This window comes from Alkalihalobacillus sp. FSL W8-0930 (genome assembly GCA_037965595.1).
GTDB lineage: Bacteria > Bacillota > Bacilli > Bacillales > Bacillaceae_D > Alkalicoccobacillus.
In genome coordinates, this window is sequence record CP150183.1 from 3,500,961 (window position 1) to 3,524,254 (window position 23,294).

Annotated in this window: 24 protein-coding genes; 7 read left to right on the forward strand and 17 right to left on the reverse strand. The window is 42.1% G+C overall.

Going from position 1 to position 23,294, the window contains the following annotated elements:
- Positions 1-132: 132 nt before the first annotated feature.
- The 3 genes from NSQ54_18185 to NSQ54_18195 form a co-directional block, all read right to left on the reverse strand.
- On the reverse strand, positions 133-756 hold the full coding sequence (locus NSQ54_18185) for a flavin reductase family protein (protein WYP26234.1): 624 nt from the start codon (positions 754-756) through the stop codon (positions 133-135).
- A gap of 69 nt (positions 757-825) precedes the next feature.
- Complete coding sequence (locus NSQ54_18190; protein ID WYP26235.1) at positions 826-1,419, reverse strand: hypothetical protein; 594 nt, start codon at positions 1,417-1,419, stop codon at positions 826-828.
- 146 nt (positions 1,420-1,565) lie between these two features.
- Positions 1,566-2,351, reverse strand: coding sequence for an SDR family oxidoreductase (locus tag NSQ54_18195; GenBank protein ID WYP26236.1), 786 nt, complete (start codon positions 2,349-2,351; stop codon positions 1,566-1,568).
- 152 nt (positions 2,352-2,503) lie between these two features.
- Between NSQ54_18195 and NSQ54_18200 the strand changes: the two genes are divergently transcribed.
- The gene (locus tag NSQ54_18200; protein WYP26237.1) at positions 2,504-3,409 is read left to right on the forward strand and encodes a methyl-accepting chemotaxis protein; all 906 of its coding nucleotides are present in this window, start codon (positions 2,504-2,506) and stop codon (positions 3,407-3,409) included.
- Between the two features lie 275 nt (positions 3,410-3,684).
- Here the strand turns inward: NSQ54_18200 and NSQ54_18205 are convergent, their stop codons facing one another.
- Entirely contained in the window at positions 3,685-4,551 is an 867-nt protein-coding gene (locus tag NSQ54_18205; protein WYP26238.1) for a MazG nucleotide pyrophosphohydrolase domain-containing protein, read from the reverse strand.
- A gap of 395 nt (positions 4,552-4,946) precedes the next feature.
- On the opposite strand from NSQ54_18205, the gene NSQ54_18210 reads away from it, so the two are divergent.
- Complete coding sequence (locus tag NSQ54_18210) at positions 4,947-5,642, forward strand: DsbA family oxidoreductase (GenBank protein WYP26239.1); 696 nt, start codon at positions 4,947-4,949, stop codon at positions 5,640-5,642.
- Positions 5,643-5,687: 45 nt separating this feature from the next.
- Here NSQ54_18210 and NSQ54_18215 read toward each other — a convergent pair whose 3' ends face one another.
- Positions 5,688-7,232, reverse strand: a complete 1,545-nt coding sequence (locus NSQ54_18215) for a PTS sugar transporter (GenBank protein WYP26240.1) — start codon at positions 7,230-7,232, stop codon at positions 5,688-5,690.
- Between the two features lie 177 nt (positions 7,233-7,409).
- On the opposite strand from NSQ54_18215, the gene NSQ54_18220 reads away from it, so the two are divergent.
- The 3 genes from NSQ54_18220 to NSQ54_18230 all read left to right on the forward strand — a co-directional run bounded on the left by NSQ54_18220 (position 7,410) and on the right by NSQ54_18230 (position 9,500).
- On the forward strand, positions 7,410-7,586 hold the full coding sequence (locus NSQ54_18220; protein WYP26241.1) for a hypothetical protein: 177 nt from the start codon (positions 7,410-7,412) through the stop codon (positions 7,584-7,586).
- A gap of 42 nt (positions 7,587-7,628) precedes the next feature.
- Positions 7,629-8,447, forward strand: coding sequence for an alpha/beta hydrolase (locus NSQ54_18225; protein ID WYP26242.1), 819 nt, complete (start codon positions 7,629-7,631; stop codon positions 8,445-8,447).
- A gap of 105 nt (positions 8,448-8,552) precedes the next feature.
- Entirely contained in the window at positions 8,553-9,500 is a 948-nt protein-coding gene (locus NSQ54_18230; protein WYP26243.1) for a zinc ABC transporter substrate-binding protein, read from the forward strand.
- A 55-nt stretch (positions 9,501-9,555) separates the two neighbouring features.
- Here NSQ54_18230 and NSQ54_18235 read toward each other — a convergent pair whose 3' ends face one another.
- From NSQ54_18235 to NSQ54_18265, 7 genes are all read right to left on the reverse strand, one after another.
- Positions 9,556-9,810, reverse strand: coding sequence for a hypothetical protein (locus tag NSQ54_18235; protein WYP26244.1), 255 nt, complete (start codon positions 9,808-9,810; stop codon positions 9,556-9,558).
- Positions 9,811-9,828: 18 nt separating this feature from the next.
- Positions 9,829-10,341: a flavin reductase family protein gene (locus NSQ54_18240; protein WYP28588.1), complete on the reverse strand. Its 513-nt coding sequence runs from the start codon at positions 10,339-10,341 to the stop codon at positions 9,829-9,831.
- A gap of 130 nt (positions 10,342-10,471) precedes the next feature.
- Positions 10,472-11,602, reverse strand: a complete 1,131-nt coding sequence (locus tag NSQ54_18245; GenBank protein ID WYP26245.1) for a metallophosphoesterase — start codon at positions 11,600-11,602, stop codon at positions 10,472-10,474.
- A 141-nt stretch (positions 11,603-11,743) separates the two neighbouring features.
- Complete coding sequence (locus NSQ54_18250) at positions 11,744-13,024, reverse strand: TRAP transporter large permease (GenBank protein ID WYP26246.1); 1,281 nt, start codon at positions 13,022-13,024, stop codon at positions 11,744-11,746.
- Between the two features lie 2 nt (positions 13,025-13,026).
- Positions 13,027-13,509, reverse strand: coding sequence for a TRAP transporter small permease (locus tag NSQ54_18255; GenBank protein WYP26247.1), 483 nt, complete (start codon positions 13,507-13,509; stop codon positions 13,027-13,029).
- Positions 13,510-13,897: 388 nt separating this feature from the next.
- The gene (locus NSQ54_18260) at positions 13,898-14,899 is read right to left on the reverse strand and encodes a C4-dicarboxylate TRAP transporter substrate-binding protein (GenBank protein ID WYP26248.1); all 1,002 of its coding nucleotides are present in this window, start codon (positions 14,897-14,899) and stop codon (positions 13,898-13,900) included.
- 89 nt (positions 14,900-14,988) lie between these two features.
- The gene (locus NSQ54_18265) at positions 14,989-16,002 is read right to left on the reverse strand and encodes a zinc-binding alcohol dehydrogenase family protein (GenBank protein ID WYP26249.1); all 1,014 of its coding nucleotides are present in this window, start codon (positions 16,000-16,002) and stop codon (positions 14,989-14,991) included.
- Between the two features lie 116 nt (positions 16,003-16,118).
- On the opposite strand from NSQ54_18265, the gene NSQ54_18270 reads away from it, so the two are divergent.
- Positions 16,119-16,985 carry an AraC family transcriptional regulator gene (locus tag NSQ54_18270; protein ID WYP26250.1) on the forward strand — a complete coding sequence of 289 codons (867 nt, stop codon included), beginning with the start codon at positions 16,119-16,121 and terminating at the stop codon, positions 16,983-16,985.
- A gap of 18 nt (positions 16,986-17,003) precedes the next feature.
- Here NSQ54_18270 and NSQ54_18275 read toward each other — a convergent pair whose 3' ends face one another.
- Genes NSQ54_18275 through NSQ54_18290 form a run of 4 tightly spaced genes read right to left on the reverse strand, consistent with a single transcriptional unit; the run spans position 17,004 to position 21,227 of the window.
- On the reverse strand, positions 17,004-17,768 hold the full coding sequence (locus NSQ54_18275) for a PHP-associated domain-containing protein (protein WYP26251.1): 765 nt from the start codon (positions 17,766-17,768) through the stop codon (positions 17,004-17,006).
- 20 nt (positions 17,769-17,788) lie between these two features.
- The gene (locus NSQ54_18280) at positions 17,789-18,613 is read right to left on the reverse strand and encodes an energy-coupling factor transporter transmembrane component T (protein WYP26252.1); all 825 of its coding nucleotides are present in this window, start codon (positions 18,611-18,613) and stop codon (positions 17,789-17,791) included.
- Positions 18,597-20,309 (reverse strand): energy-coupling factor transporter ATPase, encoded by a 1,713-nt coding sequence (locus NSQ54_18285; GenBank protein WYP26253.1) that lies wholly within the window; start codon positions 20,307-20,309, stop codon positions 18,597-18,599. The genes NSQ54_18280 and NSQ54_18285 overlap by 17 nt, the downstream gene beginning before the upstream one ends.
- A gap of 21 nt (positions 20,310-20,330) precedes the next feature.
- A complete protein-coding gene (locus NSQ54_18290; GenBank protein ID WYP26254.1) occupies positions 20,331-21,227 on the reverse strand; it encodes a cell division protein FtsQ in 897 nt (298 codons plus the stop codon).
- A 149-nt stretch (positions 21,228-21,376) separates the two neighbouring features.
- On the opposite strand from NSQ54_18290, the gene NSQ54_18295 reads away from it, so the two are divergent.
- Positions 21,377-22,207, forward strand: a complete 831-nt coding sequence (locus NSQ54_18295; GenBank protein WYP26255.1) for a MurR/RpiR family transcriptional regulator — start codon at positions 21,377-21,379, stop codon at positions 22,205-22,207.
- A gap of 309 nt (positions 22,208-22,516) precedes the next feature.
- Here the strand turns inward: NSQ54_18295 and NSQ54_18300 are convergent, their stop codons facing one another.
- Positions 22,517-23,278, reverse strand: a complete 762-nt coding sequence (locus tag NSQ54_18300; GenBank protein ID WYP26256.1) for a glucose 1-dehydrogenase — start codon at positions 23,276-23,278, stop codon at positions 22,517-22,519.
- Positions 23,279-23,294 lie beyond the last annotated feature (16 nt).

A 23,294-nucleotide genomic window follows, 5' to 3' on the forward strand; every position in this document is an offset into this window, starting at 1 on the left:
CCTAAAGTGACAAGTATCAAAATAAGGAGAATTCGTAAGTATACTGGTCTCTACCTTAAAAACATGAGGGATTTATCGGTTTTCCTTGTGCCAGATCACGTACCCTCGTACTTGCACCTTTTAAGCTCATGATTACGTTGGTCTTTTTAACTCAAACGGTGTCTGAATCTGGGCGTAGTCATGCCCGGCAAGTCTTGCCACAGGCTTTAATGTATCAGTCTTGATATACCCTGTCTCCAATTCATACACTGCCTCTGAAACATGATAACACACCACTCTCGCAAGGATAAGGTCATTCACAACAACCCCTTGATCATCACGAATCGGTATATGCTCATGAAGTGTACATTCGTAGCGGATCTTCGCTTCTAGTATCCCCGGAACTTTTACAATTTCACTTGGTTTTACATGGAATTTCGTTAAATTTAGTTCACTTTCCAAAGGAGGTAATGAAGCCGCTGTCGCGTTAATGTCTTCAAGATTTTCTTCATCTGTCAGGTGAACAACAAGTTCTTTATGTTTAAGTACGTTCCGTGCTGTGTCCTTTAACTCTCCAGTTTTCCTTGAAACCGATATCGCTAGGATAGGCGGATTTGAAGAAACAATGGTGAAGAAGCTAAATGGTGCTGCATTGACTACTTGCTGGTTCTCTGAAGATAGAGTGGTTACAAACGCAATCGGTCTTGGCACCACAGAGCCAGATAATAATTTGTAGTGGTCTTTCGCTGTTAACTCCGTAGACAACAATGTATGCATTAGTTGTTTTCCTTCCTTCTGAAACTTGTCATTTTATACCCGTTTACCTGTTTTTATAATCCTGTACTTTTACTTAAAATCGGAAATATAGCTGTACACTTTATCTATTTCTTCCTCGCTTCCAAAGGCATAGGTCACGCCCCAGAGCTTATCAACCTTCGTTTCATTTACATGTGCATCCAAATCATGAAAAATTCGATGCAAATAACGTACAGACATCTCATCCTCATGTTCCTCTGATAATTCCATTAATACTTTAGCATTCTTTAGATCATTAATGGCTTCTGAGGGAGCTAGTCCATGCTGACTCAACCACTCCACATCAGCTTTAAGCTGACGCCATTTATCCTTATCAGCTAGACTGTTGTGGTCAATTCGTTCTACTGCACCCCAGCCAGCTAACGTATTAAGGTTGTCGTGTTGTTCCTTTAGTATTTCGCGGACTCGTTCCTCTTCCCCTTCTTGAAATACAATTCGTTCAGTTGACGGTTCATATTCGATGATTCCATTTGATTCTTCTGTTGCTGTTCCGAGTTCACGAGTTGTTTCACTATCTGGCGTTTCCTTCGAGAGTATACTGTTTTGCGTTAAACCAAGATATATGACAACTGCACATATCAGAGTGATTAAAAGTGTAGCTCCAACAGCTATTTTCTTCTTCAAACGAATTCAGCCCCCAGGCAAACAGAATGTCTTCTTTTAAATGTATCATAGAGAACCAATTTTTATCAGTAAATGAAGAAAATCTTAAAAAAGAACACATAAATAAAGAAGACTGATGACTTCATCGAATCATCAGTTTTGTATGATTAAATAGCCCGGATCATCCCACCATCCACTAAGATGGAGCTCCCAGTCATGTAGCTTGAAGCATCTGAGGCTAGAAATGTAACAACGTTTGCAAATTCCTCAGGTTGTCCGTATCGTCCAAGCGGGATATTCTTGCGCGCCTGCTCACTGACTTCTGTCTTATCTATCCCTTGCTTCTCAGCCTTTAGTTGATCTAAGTGATCCACCCGGTCTGTAGCAATTCGTCCAGGAGCCACGGTATGCACTAGGATTCCATATGGGGCAAGCTCTTCTGCAAGGCTTTTAGCTAATCCTTGGATGCCCATTCTAAATGTGTTAGAGAGAATTAATCCAGGGATCGGTTGTTTAATGGATGAAGAAGCTATATTTAAGATCCGCCCTCCATTTTCTTTTAGATCAGGTAAGACTTCTCGAATTAATCGAATATAGCTTAACAAATTTAATTGAAAGGCTTGCTCCCACTCTTCATCAGAAAAATCCTCAAACCCTCCACCTGGAGGTCCACCTGCGTTATTTACAAGAATATCAATCGTTCCTAATTCTTCTCGTGTTCGCTTAACTAACTGCTTGATTTCATTAGGTTTCGTGATGTCACATACGCAGTATTCCACTTTGCCCTGACCCATGTCCTTAAGTTCGTCTTGTACCTTTGCAAGCTTATCTGCATCTCGACTAGTCAGCATGACGTGAACGCCTTCTTTAACAAACTTTGTGGCCACTGCTTTTCCTAGTCCTTGACTCGAGGCGACAACTAAAGCCACTTTCCCTTTAAGACCCAATTCCATAATGATCCCTCCAATTAAATGTGCTCTTCCCATCTATTGTGAAGAAGTCTGTACAAATAGGCAACCATTCCGCAACGAAGAAGTGTGACGTTTGTCCCTCTCCACAAAAGGGTACAACGTACTATAACTTATAAGACGCGGAGGATACCCTTTTGACTCATCAACCCAATGAAGTAAGTGAACAGCATGTAATCGAGGCCCTTGAGAAAAACCTGGCAATGATTCGTTTTGATTTAAATCGTCGAGTTGCCTACGTAAATCCTCTTTTTGCCCAAACGATGGGCTATACAGTAAATCAAATGCTCGGAATGGGGCATCAGGAGTTATGCTTCCCTGAATTTCGCCATAGCCTGCGTTACGAACAATTTTGGCGAAGCTTACTATCTGGTGTGAGCTTTCAGGATAAGATTTTGAGAATGAGTGCAAACGGCAGTAAAATCTGGTTAGAAGCTACCTACATGCCAATAAAAGATGAATATGGAGCTGTGGTTGGCGTATCAAAGGTCGCTACCAATATCACACAAAGACAGGAAACCATCACATCCTTCGCCTCTAATCTGCAAGAGATGTCAGAGAGACTAGACGAGCGGGCCGAAGTAGGGATTGACCGTAGCCAGAATTTAATTACTAGTATTAATCAGGTTGCCTTATTATCTACTCAAAACACAGACACCCTAGTTGGGCTTCAAGATAAAGCAAATGCGATTCAAGGCATTATTAAGACCATTCAAGGCTTTGCCTCACAAACGAACTTGTTAGCTCTAAATGCTGCCATTGAAGCAGCAAGAGCAGGGCAATACGGGAGAGGGTTTGACGTAGTAGCGAAAGAAGTTCGAACCTTATCTAAACGAATTGAGGAATCAGTCATTGAAATTCGTGACAGCATACAGTCAATGACAAATGAAGTTCAGACCATTTCAAAGGGAACACATCAGGCAAAAGAATATAGTCTCGAGAATCAAAAACAAGTTCATGTGACCATAACGGACTTTGAGACCTTTTCAAAAGACGCAGGAGAACTAAAAGAGAAAACAACGACATTAAAGAATATTATTTGAATGAAGTAAAAGAGGGCGGACATAACGTAAAACAATTTGAAAAGGCGAATGATTCGATTGCAGAATCGTTCGCCTTTAGTGGTTTTATTTGAACAAGCGGAGGGAGAACCCGAGACTCCTACGGAACAGAACGCGGTGAAGACACTGTAGCGGCGCCCTTTCCGCGAAAGGGGCTGAGGCCGTTCCCGTGGAAAGCGAGGGATTCTCCTGTAGCGGAATTGGTGCTATGTTCGTGTTTGACTCGCTACATTCATGTTATGTCCCAGCCTCTTCTTTTAGTAAACCGATTTGATTATGTACGTAGCGAGCCCCTCTGTTTCTTGCGCAGATACGGAAAAACGTGTTGGGTCAAGCTGGAATTGCTTGTGTACATCTTTTTCTTGGGGTGGCATGGTTAGTATGAGTCCATCTAATCCCTCAGTGCGTGCGCATTTTTTAAAACGGTTAACCGTTAACTGAGTGATGGAGAGATTTTGCTCTTTAGATTGAGTTGGATCCCATGGACAGGCTGACCAAAAACGAGAGCCCTGTTGAAACAATGTGGATAACCCAAGAGCTTCCATCGCAACTGGCTCAGTAATCGGATCGGACGTAATCGCGAATCTATTTTGATCGCGTTTTAAATTTTTCCGGATGGTGGTTGCTACATGGTCAAATAACGAGCAACGAAGAGCCGATGCGAAATGGAAAAGCTCCTGGTGAAAAATAGCAATTTGACCACCCAGCGAGAGCGGCTTCTCTGTCTGTTTCATTGGTTTATCGCCATCATAATGGTTGATGATACGTGCAATCGTTCCTGCTCTTCTTATTAAAGCAAGTAGCAAGTCAGATGCCGGGACGTTTTTATTGGAGAATTGAATTTCACTCACATTGGTTGGTAGACCAATTTTTTCGTACTCTCCAGTTAAATCTGTCGCAAACTGATTGGCTAGACACGTTGTAATGATAAACACATCAGCAAGCTCCCCGCCAATTGTATCCGGATCCTTTTCTTTCGTGATCAGTAACTCTGCAAGCTCTCCCACTTCCTCTGTCACGCGGGCCAGCCCAGAAAGTGTACGCCAATACCCACCAAGGCGTCTGATTGATTGATCGATTAGCTGTTGATAATCGAGAATGGTTTCTAATTTGTCACCTATCATATAGTCGTCCTCCAAAAGATATGTTCTCTCATTAGTATACAGAAATTTATGAATGAAGTGGCGGTGAGGGAATGGAGGGTAAGGCTCCATTTCTCTCGGCTAATGCTCCACTTTTTGTTCTAACGCTCCAGTCCTCTCGGCTAACGCTCCACTTTTTGTTCTAACGCTCCAGTCCTCTCGGCTAACGCTCCACTTTTTGTTCTAACGCTCCAGTCCTCTCGGCTAACGCTCCACTTTTTGTTCTAACGCTCCGTTTCCCTCAGCTAACGCCTTACGTTCGTTCTCGTTCTCCCATTCTAATCATTTCACGTCATCTCCCATCCCCCCAAGCTCACTTGCTTGATATATTCCACGTTCCGGCATACACTACGTGTACATAAAGGAGGGTTCCACCTGTGAATATTGAAATTTGGTCAGATTTTGCTTGTCCATTCTGTTATATAGGGAAACGTAAATTGGAGAAAGCACTTGATCAATTTGAGCATCGTAATGAGGTGACAATGGAATTTAAAAGCTTTGAGCTTGATCCCCATGCACCAAAGCATACAGATCGTACGATGGCTGAGATTCTTGCTGGTAAGTACCGGATGCCGGTTGAACAAGCTGAGGCGATGACGGCAAATGTTGCTGCGCAGGCAGCAGACGTTGGTCTTACGTATCGGTTTGATACGATGCAGCCAACGAATATGCTAGATGCGCACCGCCTCACTCATTTTGCGAAAACAAAAGGGAAAGCAAATGAGCTAGCGGAACGTTTGCTTTATGCATACTTCACAGAATCAAAGCATCTGGCCTCAACTGATACATTGCTTGAGCTTGCTGCTGATGTTGGAATTGATCCAGAGGAAGCGAGACCCGTTCTTGAGGGTGATCAATATACGGAAGATGTTCGAGGTGATCATAACCGCGGAGTAAGTCTTGGTCTGCAAGGCGTTCCATTCTTTGTGATTAACAATACTCACGTGGTATCAGGTGCCCAGCAGCCTGCTGCTTTCTTAGAAGCTTTAACAAAAGCCCATGAAGAAGAAGCCGCTAAGAATAAAAACAATACTCCGGACAATGGATGTAGTGACGGACTTTGTACCTTTTAACCAAAAAAGCACCTGCCTCCCTTTAACAGGGTCAGGTGCTTTTTCCTATGTTGCTTTTGAAAATTTGTTCGCGAGCATTGTAAACACAAACGCACTTAATAGCGAAGCAAGCATCGCTAAAAGGAATCCTAATGCATTGTCAGACAGACTCGGGGCAACAACGGATGGGACATAGGCCGTGCCTCTTAAGTTAAATAACCCTACCACTGCTCCTCCAATCCCTGCCGAAACGAGAGCCCCAATGAATACGAGTCGATTCGCAAACATAAACGGGTATGCAGATTCTACGAAAGTACCAAAGAACATGTTTATTCCAAAGGACGGGGCTGCTGCTGTGGCTTCAACTTTTCTCCTCGGAAAAATAATATTGGCTAGGTTTATACCGGCAGCAACCATCACGAGCCCTACCATGTCAATTGCGCCAAGAAAGCTGTTTCCCGTGTTTTCCATTTCAAGCAATACAATTGGTAGGATTGCCGCATGGTAAATCCCTCCCAAGATGGCCGGCCAAATTAATAGTCCTGCTACAACCCCGGCTATAATTGGGTTAAAGGCGATCGTTGAATCAATCGCTACTCGAATCCAGTCACCCACCTGCAAGGCAATGGGACTTAGTACAAAGAAAACAAGTAAGCCAGGAATTAATCCACCAAACCCGCCTGCTACAATGTTCACTGTGGTTGCGGGGAAATTAAGCTTTAAGCACCTTCTAAATAAGAACGAAACCAAATATCCAGCTCCGATACCAGCAAGTAAGCCCCCAATGATTCCTCCATTTACTGACAGCAATCCTGCGACAATTCCTGCAACAATCGTAACTTCATCTAAATCAGCAATTTGTTTTGTCGCAATCACTGCAACAACTACCGGTAATGCTCCAATCAGTAAATCGAAGACGTCCCCTAGTGCTTCAAGTCCCGGGACTTTACTGAATGCCAGCACAATTGCCAGGGCGATAAATGCAGGAAGTGATGACGTCATAATTCCTCGGAGATTCACCCTTTTTGTTTTTGTCTGTTCCTCACTTATTCCACTATGAAGTGTTGGGCGATAGCTTGTCCCCCAATGTTTAGATAAAGCGGTCATGAATCCAATGGCACGTGTTTTATTTGATGTCCCAGTGGTCCCAGACTGAGCAATAATATTTGCTCCTATGCTGCCAATCTCGGCCATGGACGTCCCACCAGTACCGACTACAGGAATACCTGCTGCTGCAACGGCTTCAACGACCTTTTGGTTTACCCCACTTGGATCCGCACTCATAGCGATTAGCCCATCCACTTCTCCTTTTTCAATTAACTGAGCAAAATGCTCATCTATATTCATTGCTTTTTGATTCACTTCTTCTAGCGTACCAGAGTCCAATTCTTCTATTTCCTGGTTATGCTTGTTCCAACCTAATAGCTTTGCGCTTGATGTACGTTTTATTGAATCCATTGATTGTTCAGTTGATATAAATTGAATGCCTATAATCTCTATACTTGCTGCCTGAGCTTGATTAGCTAATTCTCTCATTAACCGATCGGGCTGACTGCCACCAAGACTGTATAGATTTCCTCCACTACTAGCAATGATAAGAACTCGTTTCATCCTGTCCGCTCCGTTCTATCCGTAATCAACTATTTCACTATTCTAACAGTTTAACAGAGTAAAGAATTATTTGAAAAGATAAATCTACTTCTTTCGACATGCTTTTTGTGGTGCCCAACTGTTTACCTTCTGCATAAGATAGGGAAGGAGTAAACATTTCTAAGGAGGGGTCAGCGCTTGAGGGACTTTATCTTACTACGTCTTAGTGTATTTGTTTTCTTAGGTGTTCTGGCATTTGTTCAAGTGAAGCAGTATTTAACGCCGCCGGCTATACTCATCGTCTTGTTTGCAAGCTCTGCCGCATACTTTTTAATATGCTACTACTTAGCTATGAAAAGAATTCCACCCTCGTAAAGATGGTTGGATTTTTACATAGTCAAGAAGGGATAGATGTATATGGGATTTAAGGTGACAGTTGAATCAGGAGTCGGCTTGTATGTTCATGACATTGGTCCAGAGGATGGAAAACCAATCTTATTTATCCATGGTTGGCCACTTAATCATGGATGTTTTGAGTATCAGTACAACCAGCTACCTAAAGCCGGTTATCGCTGCATTGGACTTGATTTACGTGGGTTTGGTCAATCGGATAAACCATGGTATGGCTACACCTATGATCAGTTAGCTGATGATCTTCGTGTTGTGATTGATACGCTCGACTTAAACGATGTTACCCTTCTCGGTCATTCGATGGGAGGAGCGATCGCCATACGTTATATGGCAAGACATCGGGGACACCGGATTAGTGAGCTAGCTTTAGTTGCAGCTGCAGCCCCAAGCTTTACCCAAGGACCAGACTATCCATTTGGAATGACAAAGGAGGAAGTGGACTCGCTAATCTGGCAAACGTACAAGGATCGACCTGCCTTGTTAGATGAATTTGCTGATTTATTTTTCGAAAAGCCTATCTCTCCTCCTTTTAAGCAATGGTTTATTGGTCTCGGTCTTGCGGCTACTGGCTACTCCACTGCCTACACTGCTGTATCGTTACGAGATGAGGAACTGTGGGAAGACTTAGCAAGTATTCATGTTCCAACAGGAATCTTTCATGGAAAACAAGACAAGATTTGTCCTTTTGCATTCGGAGAGATCCTACATGCCATGATTTATGGATCAACATTTTATCAATATGAGGACAGCGGTCATGGATTATTTTATTGTGATCAGGATGCCTTTAATACCGATTTGTCCACGTTTATTGAACAAAATCGCTAGCTTTTTTATCTTGACATTATCTTACTACGGCTTTAAAGTTTCCTTAGGTAAACTTTTTATGACTCGTACATTTTTTTTAGCCTAAGCAAAAAAGGAGGGTTTTTGATGAAAAAAAAGGTCTATGCTTTAGCTGGTAGTACGGTTTTTAGCTCGTTGTTTGTTCTTGGTGCATGCAATTCCTCTGACGGTACAAATTCCCCTACAGAAGAATCACCAGACGGACCCATTGAGATTGTGGCAACAATTGCCCAAATTGCCGAACCTCTAGAGGTGATTGGAGGAGAGCATGTGTCTGTAAAAGCATTGATGGGACCAGGAGTTGATCCTCATATGTATGAAGCAACACAAAGTGATATTGCGACGCTTCAGGAGGCAGACCTCATTTTCTATAGCGGTCTACATCTTGAAGCCAACATGCTTGATGTCTTTGAAAACACTGATGTTCCTGCTCTTGCCATTTCAGAAGTGATACCAGAATCAGACTTATTGGAGGACGAGGATGGCGGTGCCACAGATCCACACGTTTGGTTTGACCCTTCTTTGTGGACGGTTGCATTAGACGCAGCTGTTGAAGAATTAAAAGTCCATGCGCCTGATCATGCCGATGAGTTTGAAGAAAATAAGCTAGCATACTTTGAAGAGGTAGAGGCCCTTGCGCAGCAGTCAAAAGAAGCTCTAGCCGCGATTCCAAGTGAACAGCGTGTGCTTGTCACAGCCCATGATGCGTTTCAGTATTTTGGCCGTGCAAATGACTTAGAGGTTGTGGCCTTACAAGGACTGAGTACGGAGTCTGAAATTGGATTATCAGATGTCCAATCCACAATCGATACAATTATTGAAAAGGAAGTTCCTGCTGTGTTCGTTGAATCAAGTATTAGCGACAGTTCCATTCGATCGGTCATTGATGGAGCAGCAAACGCAGGCGTAGATGTTGAGCTTGGCGGAGAGCTTTATTCTGATGCGATGGGAGAAGCGGGCACGGAGACTGGGACCTATATCGGAATGTATCAGCACAATGTGTCAACGATTGTTGAGGCGTTGTCTGGGGAGTAATAACAAAAAAGGTGTGCACTCCATTAAAGGAGATGCACACCTTTCTCATTTTAAATTAAAAGAGCATAAAGCTGAAAACCCCTAAAAACATAAACACAATGTAAAGAACCTGAAGAATGATAGAGATCCACGCAATCACTTTCGTCGCTGTTTTTAATCCACTGTGCTCCGGTGCCGTTACTTTACCAATCATCACTAACCCAATAATGGCTGTAATAATTCCTATTACCGGAATAAAAAGACCTAAGATAGCTAAAACCAATGCTCCAGTGGCAGTACCCTGTTGATTTGTTGTTGTTTGTGTTGTCATTCAGAACGCCTCCTTCATTTATTCCAATCGATGTATATGTACATCGGTTGTATCGGAAATGATCCGGTATTCTGAACGCCCCATATACGTTGGAAGCTGTAATTTCGTAAGGTCTGGCAACCCATTTTGGAGGAATAACGAGTCATCTTTGTATGTAAGAAGGACTTCTCCTACAATCCACTCGTGATCTCCATATGTTGTGATATCAACAACCTTACACTCATATGCGAAGTATGCATCTAAAAGAATGGGTACGTTCACTTTTTCTCCTTGTTCAAAAGGAATGTGAAGTGTTTTAAACTTATCCTTAGTTGCTCCAGACATCGTCCCGGCCGCTTGAATCCACTCAGAACGATTTGCCGGCAGAAAGTTCACTCCGAACCCTCCACTCTCCTTCACTAGATGAAACGAATGCGTTTCTTTTCGAAGGGAAATCCCGTAAAACCCTGGATCTTGACCAATATACGTATGCCACCCTGCTGCCATGACATTGCTTTGATCTTTATGTGTTGATGTGACCATGGCGACCATACTAGGGTACGTGTGCCATCCAGGACGAATTGTAGGTTTTCTCAAGATACTCTCTCCCTCACCTAATTGAATAGGTTAGTTTTCTATACCCCAAACAAATCATGTTCAACCAGACATTTACAAATTATTTTTATTTTTCAAAGGTTACGTCTATCTGTAATACTTCAGAGCGACTTCCAATTCTAATTGGTGGGCCCCAGGATCCATAGCCTGATGAGACAAGAGCATGCATCTTTCCCTTTTGCTTGTAACCGTAATCGAGTTCAAAAAGTCGGGAAGTGATGAGATGGTTTGGAGCCATTTGTCCTCGGTGAGTGTGACCAGATATCATCATATCTGCACCAGCCTTCTCCGCTTTCTCTAAATGATATGGCTGATGGTCTAACAACAGGATCGGCTTCTCATGATCAAGTGGTGCAAGCAGCTCTTCCACCGTTTGACGACCGCCATATCGGTCACTTTCTGCTGTCTTATCTTTACGACCTACTACATAAAAGGATTCATCTATTTCAACAGCTTCATCTTGTAACAAGTGAATCCCTGCGTCTTTTACAAGTTGAACGAATTCATCAACAGCTCCTCCATAATACTCGTGGTTGCCAAGTACAGCGTAGACTCCAAGTGGAGCTTTTAATGAACGTAACGTTTCATTCATCTGATTTCGCTTAAACGGTTCAATCTCTCCATCTAATAGATCACCTGGTATAAAGATGATATCTGGTTGGACTTCACTTGTGATCTTAATCAAGTTCTTCAGAAATCGATTTCCCTTTATGTGACCTAAGTGTACATCAGAGGCAACAAGGATACGTAGCTTGGACTTAGTTCCACCTTGTTTTGGTATGTTTAAAGAATACGGACGAATAACCGTACTCCAATTATTCCTTGACCCCCATAGTAAAAGGATCACCAACCCTATAGCGACAATAGTACCGATTAAAGGAATGTGTAACGAAGGTGCCCATCCTAATAAACTGGCTATCCAAAGTGCCAGGTCTAGTATAGGGAAGAGTAAAATCGTATATTGCAGAATCGCAAAGTAAAAGGATCCAATAACTTTTAGTAACCGGCCAACTGGGCCTTTCATGGCGAGTGCTAAGATATAGGATAGTGCAACAATATAAAACAGGATCCAATAGATGATCTGACCCGTTTGACTTTCAAGTCCTAACGATTGGAACCACGCAATTCCGTGCCAGCCAATGTACATGTTTATTCCTATGTACATGAGCGCGAGTAGTATGTAACGTCCAATTTGCATCAATGTTTACCTCATCTCTTGTTCATTCTTACCTTCTTTTATAGTACATGATTATAAGAAAAAACAGCTAATGAGAACCTTAAAAAAAACGCTCCTGAGAGATGTATCTCAGAAACGTTTTTATACATCGTGCGTCCTTTTTTATAGAATAGATGGTAACCATAATGAGATGGCTGGAATATAAGCTACTAAAAGAATAGCGACGATAAGGGCTAGCCAGAACGGCCAAACTTCCTTGATGAATGCTTCGATCTTTACTTTGGTAATGGCTGCTGTGGTAAACATGATTGTACCCACAGGTGGTGTGATGGTACCAACGCTTAAACATAAGATAAAGAACAAGCCAAAGTGAACAGGATCAATTCCAAATGAATGAACCATTGGTAACAGAATTGGCGTTAAGATAATAAGTAAGACGTTCCCTTCAATTAACGTACCAACCGCTATCAGAAAAATCATAACTACAAACAAGAACATCGCAGGACTACTAATATAACCTGTGACATATTCCGTTAAGAATTGTGGAACTTGTTCCAATGTGAGAATCCAGCCAAATGCTGTCCCCGCAGCAATGATGATCATGATTGTTGCTGTTAAATTCACTGATTCCTTTAAAGCCGCAAACAAATCTCTGCCTGTCATTTGACGGTAAATCAAGAACCCTAGTAATAACGCATATAAAACGGCTATGGCTCCGGCTTCTGTTGGGCTAAACACACCAAACCGGATTCCACCGATAATAATAATGGGTAATAAGATAGCTAGAATCGCATCTTTTGAAGCAAATAAGATTTCCTTTGGTTTAGCTGCCGGTTTCTTCTCAACCTCAAAGCCACGTTTCTTTGCAAGAAAATGAACCAAGATTAGAAAAATAACACTAAGCATGATGCCCGGAACAATCCCGGCCATAAACAATTTACCGATTGAAACGTTTCCAATATATCCGTACATAATTAACGCGATACCCGGTGGAATAATTGGTGTAATGAGAGACGTAGCCGCAGTTAGTGCCGTAGAAAAGGCAGGTGGGTAGTTGCGCTTTGTCATTTCTGGAACGAGTACCTTTGATTGCATCGCCGCGTCGGCAATGTTTGATCCAGAAAGTCCACCCATCAATACACTTAACAGGACGTTTACTTTAGCTAATCCGCCGGTCATGTGCCCAGTCAGAACCTGAGCAAATCGCAGCATCCGTTCTGTGATTCCTGTGTAATTCATCAAGATACCGGCTGTAACAAAAAACACGATCGCGAGTAGAGGAAAGGATTCAATTCCACTCATCATTCGTTGAATCAATATTTCATTGGCGAAGCTATCATTAAAGATAAAGTAAAACGCACAGGCTGCAATCATCGAGTAAGCAACCGGTATATTCATAATCATTAAAGCGAGCATTAATAAGAGTGTAATTGTTAAAATCATAGCTATTCAATTCCTCTCTCTTGATTCACATAGTCTTTATCTTTTCGTATAAAGACGCGAATAAGATGATATAAAACAAGAACAGAACCAACAGGAACGGCGAGTGTAATAAACGTGTAGCTGACACCAAGCACAGGTGTGACCTTGGCCACGCCATGAATGGCAAAAGCTGCTCCCCAATATACAAACACAACCATCGTTACAATAAAGATAAAGATTAAACGAAATACCTGAAGTCGAAATCTCCATACTTCAGGGAGCTTTCGAACAAAATAATCAATTCCAACGTGTGAATTTGTTTTCATAGCTGAGCTGAGTCCGACAAAAACAAGCCAGATAAATAAAGCGAGACTGATCTCTTCTGTCCACGTGATCGGATTATTTAGTACAAAGCGAAAAAATACATTCGCACTAATTAATCCGATAATCCCCGCAAGTGCTGCTGCAGATATAAAATCATCCAGGTTGTTTATCACCTGTTTCATGTTGTACCCTCCCTTGATCTGTAGTTAGTGGTTGGAGCTTGATAAGCGGCGTATTCCTCTTGGTGCTGCAGGAGTTCTTGCTTAGGCTCCTGTTCTTCTTACGATCTCGCCTGGACTACTTGGTTCAGGAGTCTTACTTCTTGCTAAACGAGGGTGCTTCTTGGTGAGGCTGGTTCATGTCTTGCTATGGGCTCCTGCTTCTTGGTTGGACACGCTCCAAACTTGGTATATCTTCCATTCCTCTTGCTAACGCCTTACTTTTCTGACTAAAATCGGCGTATAGCTTGGTATATGGGGCTTTCTTCTTGGTATCCCGCTCCTCTTGCTCGATCGTAGGTACCCTTACTTCATCTCCCGTTTCCTCATGATCGCTCACACGGTCTTGCTTTTAACCACGATCTGCAAGCAACTCATCAATCGTTTCTTTTAAATCCGGACTCCACTCAGGTGTAACCTCGAAGATTCGTTCCGCTTTTTCCTTAAATGCTTCCTGATCGACTTCATTTATAATGATGCCTTGTTCTTTAAACAGCTCTAGCACCTCTTCTTCTTGCTCATAGACAATGGCCTTTCCGTACTCTCCTGCCTTGTCTCCTGTTGTACGCAGAATGTCTAATAAGTCATCTGGTAACTCATCCAAGAACTCAGTCCCACTTACCCAGGGACTCATAATTTTTGTGTGACCGGTTAGGGCTAGGTAGTTTGCGACTTCATTTGTTTTTGATGCTTCAAGAACAGGGATTGGGTTCTCTGCTCCGTCAATCACACCCTGCTGCAGGGAGGCATACATGTCTCCTAGCGGAAGAGGTGTTGGGGAAGCACCTAGAACACTAAACGTATTAATGTACATCTGATTGTTCGGTACACGTATTTTCATTCCCCTTAAGTCGTCTGGTGTTAACACTTCACGTGTTGTCATCAAATGCCTTTCACCATAAAGTGTGTTTGTTGTCACGACATCAAAGCCAATCTCCTTTAGCTCCTGCCTTTGCTCGTTAAACCAATCTGTTTCAGCTAGATAAAATAAATCGTCTACGTCATCTACAATGTAGGGAGCTGTTAGCACACCCATATCAGGAACAAAGTTCATCAGAAAATCATACCCCGTAAAAATGATGACGTTACTCCCGAACAGCGCTTGTTCGACCACATCTGCTTCCGAACCGAGCTGGGAGCTTGGATAAAGATTAAAATCCAGGCGGCCATCACTTTGTTCTTCAGCAAGCTCCTTCCATTTATGAGCAACCTGATCAACCGGCTCTCCAGGCTGGTTCCCGTATGCCAGGTTGACGGTGTATACTTTTTCCTCATCCGATGAGGTTGGTGTTGAACATGCTGTAAAAATAGTTAGAAGTAGAATAAAAGAAATAGAATGTAGTGCCTTATACATTGAGGTAGCCTCCTATTCTTAGATAACGCTTTCATATACATGTAAAGATGAACCAAATGAATAGGTTCATTTGGGTTCATCCCTCATACTTACAGCGTGACCATGGCTTTAATGACTTTTGATTCTGGTTTCAACCATTCTTCAAATGTATCAATTAACTCATCAAATTCGCAGCGATGCGTAATATAAGCGTCCATATCATACTGTTTTGAATCTAATAGCCGAGCCACATCTTCAAAATCCTTTTTTGCTGCATTTCGACTACCAAGCAGCGTTAGCTCTTTTTTATGAAAGTCTGGATCGTGGAACGTGAGATCTTGTTTGACTAAGCCAACATATACAAGCTTTCCACCAAATCCTACATAATGAAAGGCTTGTGTCATTGAGTGAACATTCCCTGTTGCATCAAAGACAACTGTCGGAAGCGCCCCCATCGTATCACGAAGATCAGACTCAGTTGGTTTGCTTGAACAGATGGTTTGATCAACTTGACCCCATCTTTCACAGAATTCCAGTCGTTCTTCATTGATATCGAGTGCGGTTACGTTTGCCCCTTTTTGTTTAGCGAAGGCCATGACTCCAAGACCAATTGGGCCTGCACCAATCACAAGAACATTCTCTCCTGCCTGAATCTCAGCGCGATTAACGGCGTGTGCTCCGATGGCAAGCGGCTCAATTAATGCAGCATGATCTAAGGATAGATGATTTGTTTTGATAACATGTGATGCCGGTACAGCTATTTGCTCTCGCATACCTCCATCCGTGTGTACACCAAGAACCTTTAATGACTCACAACAATTTGTTTTACCAGCTAGACAGGCTGAACATTTTCCGCAATGTAGGTACGGAATCACCGCTACCTGGTCCCCGACTTTATATTCTTTAACCTCTTCACCAACTTCCCCAACAACACCTGAAAGCTCATGCCCTAGTACACGCGGGTATTCAAAAAAGGGCTGATTACCCAGATAGGCATGTAAGTCTGTACCACAGATCCCTACACGCTTTAGTTGAATAAGAACTTCATTTCCTTTTATTGTAGGCGCTTTCATATCTTCTCTAAATATAAACTCTTTTGGTTGATTACAGACGATGCCTTTCATCAGTTCCCTCCTGCTCTTCTACTTACTGAGATTCTACCAAGTTCGACAAGTTATAGATAGTGCGTAATTTGACCACTTTATACCTTTTATTGATATAATCATAGGGAGGTGATCCTATGAAGCTTGTTCGCAAGTCCATTGATCCAGGCCAACATTTGCCCGTTTCGATGACATACAAGGATACAAAAACACAACGTAATGAACTTCCGCATCACATCCATGATTGGAACGAACTGATTTATGTTTATAACGGAAAAGGCACGTTGTTAATTGATCAAACGTTATACGAAGTAACCGCAGGCGACCTTTTTGTGATACCTGCGAACATTGTTCATCGGGCCTTGCCCTCATCTGAACATTTGATTACCTCTACAGCGATCTTTTTTAGTCCGGCGCTTGTTCAACAAGCCGCATTTTTGTATGCGCATACAAAACAGACGATCTTTCATGTGGCTAGATCAGAACAAAATTATCGTTTCCACATGAAGCAAGAGACCATTACTGAGTTAGAAGGCTATTTGTCTCAATTACATAAAGAGATGAACCAAACGGTTGTTGATTCTGAGAAAGCTATTTTTCTATGGTTACAGCTTATCCTAGTTCACCTGAATCGTCACTGTGTACGTAATACAACCACGAACAAGTCAACAAATGAACCTGAATGGATCCGAGACATCCTATTTTATATTGAGAATCACATTGATCAAAAGCTTGAGCTAGAGGAGTTAGCACGGATTGCGTCGATTTCAACCGCACACCTCAGTCGGGTATTTAAAAAGTATCTGGGCATTGGTCTCTCAGACTATATCACGTCTAAACGGCTCGCTAAGGCTAAGCATCAGCTTCTTTATACGGATATGAAGATCGAGAGTGTAGCCGATTCATGTGGGTTTGCAAGTATGCCTCATTTTTACCGAACCTTTAAAAGACATACAGACTTAACTCCCGCAGCCTACAGAAAAGCAGAAGCCATAGATACGTAGGCTTCTGCTTCATCTTCCTTATGACATGTTTGCGATCAGCTCTTCTTTCATTTGTTTCTTTACGATTTTGGCTGCTGCGACCTTTGTATTTAATACTGGAGATATGACTCGCGTGTATGCGCCAGCTTGGATTTCTTTCTTTAGTTCAGCGGCCGTCTCGCAATGACGTGCAAACCGATTGTGAACGGCACCTAGATGAATCGGATGATGAGAGTCACTTCCACATACAACCGGTCGGCTGAGAGATTCTGCAAAAGCCAATACGTTGCGCTCCATTGTCTCTACTCCGTGCTCAAATAGGTCCTTCCCGTTTAAATCAAAGGCATCTAACCGTTGCAGCTGACTTACCGCATGCTGTGTAAGTGGCGTGGTTGAACGCAAAGGGTGCGCTCCAATTTTTAAGAAATGAAAGGACTCACCAATTTGCAAGAGCTCATCAAACGGGATAAATGTTTCTTTCGTCGTATGATTCTCCAGTTGGTTTCTTGTATAGAGCAAGTCATCCCTATGTCCAGTAAACAAAATATGACCTACTTCCATTACATCGATCTCCATACCAGTAAACACTTTAAACCCGTCAACATCATAATAGTTTCCTTTGTAGTCATAGCGGTCATTTAACTGTTCATAAATATCATAAAAACGACTTGTGTTAAAATGCTCTGTCATCGCCAAAGCATCTAATCCTACTTCTCTTGCATTTAAAACCATCTCCTCAAAAAACGTGATATCAAAATCAACTCGTTTTGCAAGTTTTACGTGTGTATGAAAATCAATCTTCATGAATGTTCAATCCTCTCAACTTAAAGTGGTAAAACATATCCTGCTGTATAAATAAGCGCGGTTGCTGCAACGGTCCAAACGATAAAATACGTATCTGATTTCGTATAGGTTAAGTGCGCTAATTTCAATTTCTTTGAGGCGGAACTCTCAAGCGTATAACTAAACCCTCTTACCTCAAGCGCTTCAACCGTTGTACGTGTTCGCTTGGCAGTATTAAGCATCATAGGATAGAAGGCAACAACCGCCATCTTTGCGTAATATACAAGATAATAAAAATAGAACCATCCCTTTTTATCAGGCTTCTTCCCTCGTAAGCGAAAGGAATGAATTAAGTTCTCATATTCTTCAAGCAAAATCGGTAACATCCGGTATCCGTAAGAGACACCAAAACCAAACTTAGCTGGAACACCAAAGCTGAGCAATGAATCACTAAACTTCTCAGGATCAATGCTTGTAAACACAGCCATTGTTGCGAGTGAAATGACAAGTAGCTTTAATGTTAAAGGGATAATAGAGACCGCTGCACTAAAGCTCCCACCAAGGAAAATGGCGAGTGTCACAATGTAGAAGAACTGCGAAAAGATTCCGATTGCAAGCAAAATGATTAACAATGGACTAACCTTTGCCTGGTACGCAAGTGCGCCCATAAAAATCGATAGCCCAAGGAGAATCGTCAGGTTATGTGTGAACCAAGGTAAGATGGTAAAAACCGTACACCATACGATTAACATCCGTGGATCAAGTTTCGAGAAATAGGTTTCCCCATGACCAAATGCTGTTCTCATTAACTCAATTTTTATGTTCTCCACTGTCAGCTTCTCTAAAATATTATGAGATCCATTCACTCTTCTCACCTCTTTCCATACAAGGAAAAACCTTTTCCACAAAATCTTGAATACTCAAACTCACTGGTGACATTCCTAGTTCGTGGCACAGAGTAACGATTTGCGGCTCCACAAGCGAAGCCTTTTGAAGAAGTGCCTGGTCCTCAAATAATAGATGTGGCGGCAGATCGGCCAGTACATTACCTTCGTGCATCACAATCACTCGAGTCGCCCATTCGGCAACTAGCTGCATATCGTGAGTAGCAACGACCGCTGTTTTAATTTCTTCATTAAGATTTCCAAGGAGCTTCATCATTTCTTTTCTTGTTGCCATGTCTAAGCTAGACGTTGGTTCATCCATAAGCATGATTAGAGGCGTCATCGCCATTCCGATGGCAAGGGATGTTCTCCGTTGCTGCCCCCCACTTAACAGTCTGCCATCACGCTCAGCAAGCTCTGTTAAGTTAAAGGTTTCCATCACATCATTTATAAAGTCGTGCCGGCCTTCTACTTTCCTCGTATCTAAGAAATGAGAAACATCTTTTTGGATGGAGTCCTGAATAAACATCTCCTCAGGCTTTTGATAAATAAGCGCTACACGCTCTGCAATTTTTTCAGGAGATGTCTTTTTTGTCAGCATCCCGTCCGTAATGACGTGACCACGGTAAGGCTTAATAATTCCTGAGATTAGTTTGAGTAATGTCGACTTGCCTGCCCCATTACTCCCAACAAGGGCAATCCGTTCATTCTCAAAAAGTTTAAGAGATACCCCATCGAGCACTTCTTTTCGTTTTCTAGTGAGAGACTTGTATCCATACTTTACATCTTTCATTTCTACTAACATCTCACCACGTGGATAGATAGGTTGCATCTTCATTGCAGAGACGTTTGAAGCTGGAACATATGGTTGGATAAGCTCTCTAGCCTGCCTAACTGTAACAGGTAAAGTTCCTGTAGGTCCAAACAGAGAATGGGCCGCCACTGTGACTTGAGGCGGAAAGATATCTCTTTCTGAAAGCTCTTCAACCCGGTTGAGCGCCTCTTGAACTGGCTTTTTCCACTTTATTGATCCATCTTCTAAAAGAATGACCTGCTTACAGTAGCTTGCAACAAATTCTGTATGATGTTCAATCACAATAATCGTCTTGTTATAGTGTTCGTTGAGCATTTTCAACTTCTCGTATAATGAAATGGCATGAGCCGGATCTAGCTGTGCGACAGGCTCATCGATAATCATAATATCCGGATTAAGAGACAAGGCTCCAGCCAAAGCCACAAGATGCTTTTGGCCTCCACTTAACTGCCAAATGTATTCATGTGCGATATTCGTTAAACCCAGGATTTCAAGAGCTTCCATTCCTCGCTCCTTATAATCTGGGTAACCGTAATTTAACGGAGAGAAAATTACTTCATCATAAACAGTTGGACGAACAAGCTGATTCTCAAAGTCCTGGTACACATATGCGACATGCTTTGATAATTGACCTACATTTGAATTGATCGTGCTGATCCCGTTAATGGTGATATCCCCTTCCAAATCACCAACATAATAGAAGGGAATGAGACCATTCATGGCTTTACAAAAAGTAGACTTCCCTGCCCCATTTCCACCAATAATACCAACAAATTCTCCTGGTTCAACATCGATTGAGATATCCTTTAACACCCAGTTTTCTGCGCCTGGATATTTAAACGAAACATTCTTAAAAGAAATCATCCAAAAACTCCTTCGCTCAAATTATGCAGCCCGGTCATGTGATTTTTTGGGTGTTGCCTTTTTTCTTTTTAGTAAAGCAAAGACGGTGTAGCCAATAAGTACAATTGTAATGCCAATCGCTGAATAGCCGATCCATTCGTATCCATCTTCAAACTGACTAATGAAATCAGTAGACCAGAAGGCGAGGCTGATCTCAAGCTCTGCGATAAATTCGCCGATCATGGCGATGAATAATAAGAACACGGACAAACCCATTAAGCCAGGTGTGACAAACTGACTCATTTTTGCCTCAACCCTCTTCTCTCTTGGCTTCATACCAAGTAAAGGTTCAATTTTTCCATATAATTTAGGAACTAAGTAAAGTGTAGGAATAAGACCAAATAGGACACCTGTAATCAACATTTCATTAATGAAGCTAATTCCTTCAAGCATGACAATACTTTCTGGCAGACCTGGAACAGCTTCTAATTCTTCTACTCCAAACCATACTTTTCCGATATCAACGAGTGAACTTAGGATTTGATCAATCGCTACTCCAACAATGGATGCGACTCCGAGTTGCCATTTGTTTAGTGGATTACGAATAAGGAGGCCGGCTATGTACATGGCAAGAGATAGCTGTATAAATGACTCAAGAGCGCCAATTCCATCGAATTTGCCCAATAACAAATCAGCAAAGACTATTTTTCCAACGGCCGCACCAATGGCTACTTGTAATGGATGAAACAGGGCAACGAGAACAAGAGGAATAAAGGCAAAGTAAGAAACAGACAAATCAATCGGACCAAATTCAATAGACGGAATGATGTTTGCAATTAGTTTTGACACCCCAAACAGTGACATAGATAGAACAAACACCATCATTTTTTGGGACTGAGTTAACTTTCTTTCTTGATTTAATTCTTGTAACGTATTCACGTGTACCCGCCTCCTTTATTAGTCTTACAAGGCTAGTATAAGCTCGAGATATGAAGTAGATATTAACCATTTGTAAATTTATTTCTTTTTCGAAAAAATGATAATTAACTTTCAAAAATGAAGTACAATGGTGAGGAAGGAGGCGTATTATGGTCCATTTTGATGCATACACACTGACAAAAAGCCAGCAATCAATTGCTGACTATCTTAGTAAAAACAATCATTTAATTCCTTATCTAACCGAACATGAGATTGCACGTGCCTGCTCAGTTAGTGTGGCAACTGTTTCAAGGTTTTGGGAAGCAGTTGGGTACGATAACTTAAAAGCATTTAAACGTTCTTATAAGGATTACGAAGCAACCATCACTCCGGCTAAAAAAATGGAGAAGGCTGTGGCAAAACATGAGGATACGTATTTAAGTGGGATGTTTCAATCCTCCATTGGTTTCTTAGAGGAAACATTAAAACATATCTCTATAGAAGATTTTAAGAATAGTGTCTTAGCCATAAGTCGATCATCTACTGTACATATTTATAGTAGCGGCCCGGCTGACGGTCTCGCCACGTTTCTAAAGTTCCGGCTGCGTCGGTTTAATGTAGATGTCACAAAGCTCGCTCAAAGCGGTCATGAGATCTATGAGGATATGATTCATATAGAGCCTGGTGACACCATTGTACTGTTTGGCTTTGTTCACTTTTCTCCAGAGATTCAAGTTCTACTTGATTATGCAGCCACCCAATCAGTTACCACCATTTTGTTAACCGACTTATTGGTCTCACCTATGATTAATCAAGCTACCTATGTACTTTACACAGAACGGGGCGAAATTGGAGAATTTCATTCGATGGTCGCACCAACTGCACTTGTTGAAAGTCTAGTCGTTGCTGCAGGGAAAGAGATCGGACCAAACGCATTGGAGAAGCTGCATGAGCTACATACCTTAAGAAAAACGTATGCTGCGAAACTGCCGAAGAAATAAGATAGGAAAGAAGAGGGTAGAACATAACATTAATGTGGTTGACAAAACACGAACATAGCAATAAATCCGCTTCAGGAGAATCCCTCGCTTTCCACGGGAACGGCCTCAGCCCCTTTGGCGGAAAATGCGCCGCTACAGTGTCTTCACCGCGTTCTGTTCCGTAGGAGTCTCGGGTTCTCCTTACGCTTGTCTTACTAAATAATTCAAAAAACACGAATGGCGAATGAATCGATCGTATAATCATTCGCCGTTTTTTAGTTGATTTTTAATTTTGTCTCAGTCCTACTTTTATTTATTAAACTTTAGCCCTTAGAATGCAGCTGTCCAACCGGCATCGGCTGCAAGAACTACACCGTTTACAAAGCTTGATTGATCAGTTGCAAGGAATAGTGCAACCTTGGCAATTTCTTCAGATGAACCTACACGAGGCATAACCGATGTTGTCTTTTTAATCTTTTCTAACCCAAACATGTTTGGTTGCTTCAGATTGGCGGTAATGTTCGTTGCTACTCCCCCTGGAGCAATCGCGTTGCAACGGATGCCTTCATTTGCATACATGTAGGCAGTGTTTTTAGTTAGTCCAACAACCGCGTGCTTACTCGCTCCATACGCAGCACCCGCATGAGCTCCACTTATTCCACCAGTGGAGGCCACGTTCACAATCACACCTTGTTTCTTTTCTAAGAAAACAGGCAACGCCTTACGCATCGTATACATCACACTTTTTGTATTAATGTTGAACAGTAGATCCCATTTTTCATCGGAAATATCTCCAACAGGCTCAAATGCATCCATGATCCCTGCATTATTCACTAGAATATCAAGTGTTCCATACGTATTAACTGCTAAATCAATCATTGATTCAGCTTGTACCTTATCAGCAAGGTCCACTTGAGTAGCTACAGCTTCTCCACCGGACTCGGCAATGAGGTTAACCGTTTCCTCCACACCTTCTTTATTAATATCAGCAGCAACAACCTTTGCCCCTTCTTTAGCGTATAAAACTGCTATTTCCTTACCCATACCTGATGCCGCACCTGTTACGATCGCTACTTTGTTTTCTAATTGCATGATGACTTCCTCCTAT

Coding starts and splice junctions, on each gene's coding strand:
- NSQ54_18285 (WYP26253.1), bottom strand. CDS start 20,309: ATGATTTCTTTTAAGAATGTTTCGTTTAAATATCCAGGCGCAGAAAAC.
- NSQ54_18205 (WYP26238.1), bottom strand. CDS start 4,551: ATGATAGGTGACAAATTAGAAACCATTCTCGATTATCAACAGCTAATC.
- NSQ54_18215 (WYP26240.1), bottom strand. CDS start 7,232: ATGAAACGAGTTCTTATCATTGCTAGTAGTGGAGGAAATCTATACAGT.
- NSQ54_18225 (WYP26242.1), top strand. CDS start 7,629: ATGGGATTTAAGGTGACAGTTGAATCAGGAGTCGGCTTGTATGTTCAT.
- NSQ54_18245 (WYP26245.1), bottom strand. CDS start 11,602: ATGCAAATTGGACGTTACATACTACTCGCGCTCATGTACATAGGAATA.
- NSQ54_18195 (WYP26236.1), bottom strand. CDS start 2,351: ATGGAATTGGGTCTTAAAGGGAAAGTGGCTTTAGTTGTCGCCTCGAGT.
- NSQ54_18250 (WYP26246.1), bottom strand. CDS start 13,024: ATGATTTTAACAATTACACTCTTATTAATGCTCGCTTTAATGATTATG.
- NSQ54_18300 (WYP26256.1), bottom strand. CDS start 23,278: ATGCAATTAGAAAACAAAGTAGCGATCGTAACAGGTGCGGCATCAGGT.
- NSQ54_18275 (WYP26251.1), bottom strand. CDS start 17,768: ATGAAGATTGATTTTCATACACACGTAAAACTTGCAAAACGAGTTGAT.
- NSQ54_18235 (WYP26244.1), bottom strand. CDS start 9,810: ATGACAACACAAACAACAACAAATCAACAGGGTACTGCCACTGGAGCA.
- NSQ54_18270 (WYP26250.1), top strand. CDS start 16,119: ATGAAGCTTGTTCGCAAGTCCATTGATCCAGGCCAACATTTGCCCGTT.
- NSQ54_18230 (WYP26243.1), top strand. CDS start 8,553: ATGAAAAAAAAGGTCTATGCTTTAGCTGGTAGTACGGTTTTTAGCTCG.
- NSQ54_18185 (WYP26234.1), bottom strand. CDS start 756: ATGCATACATTGTTGTCTACGGAGTTAACAGCGAAAGACCACTACAAA.
- NSQ54_18240 (WYP28588.1), bottom strand. CDS start 10,341: ATGGTCGCCATGGTCACATCAACACATAAAGATCAAAGCAATGTCATG.
- NSQ54_18265 (WYP26249.1), bottom strand. CDS start 16,002: ATGAAAGGCATCGTCTGTAATCAACCAAAAGAGTTTATATTTAGAGAA.
- NSQ54_18295 (WYP26255.1), top strand. CDS start 21,377: ATGGTCCATTTTGATGCATACACACTGACAAAAAGCCAGCAATCAATT.
- NSQ54_18255 (WYP26247.1), bottom strand. CDS start 13,509: ATGAAACAGGTGATAAACAACCTGGATGATTTTATATCTGCAGCAGCA.
- NSQ54_18260 (WYP26248.1), bottom strand. CDS start 14,899: ATGTATAAGGCACTACATTCTATTTCTTTTATTCTACTTCTAACTATT.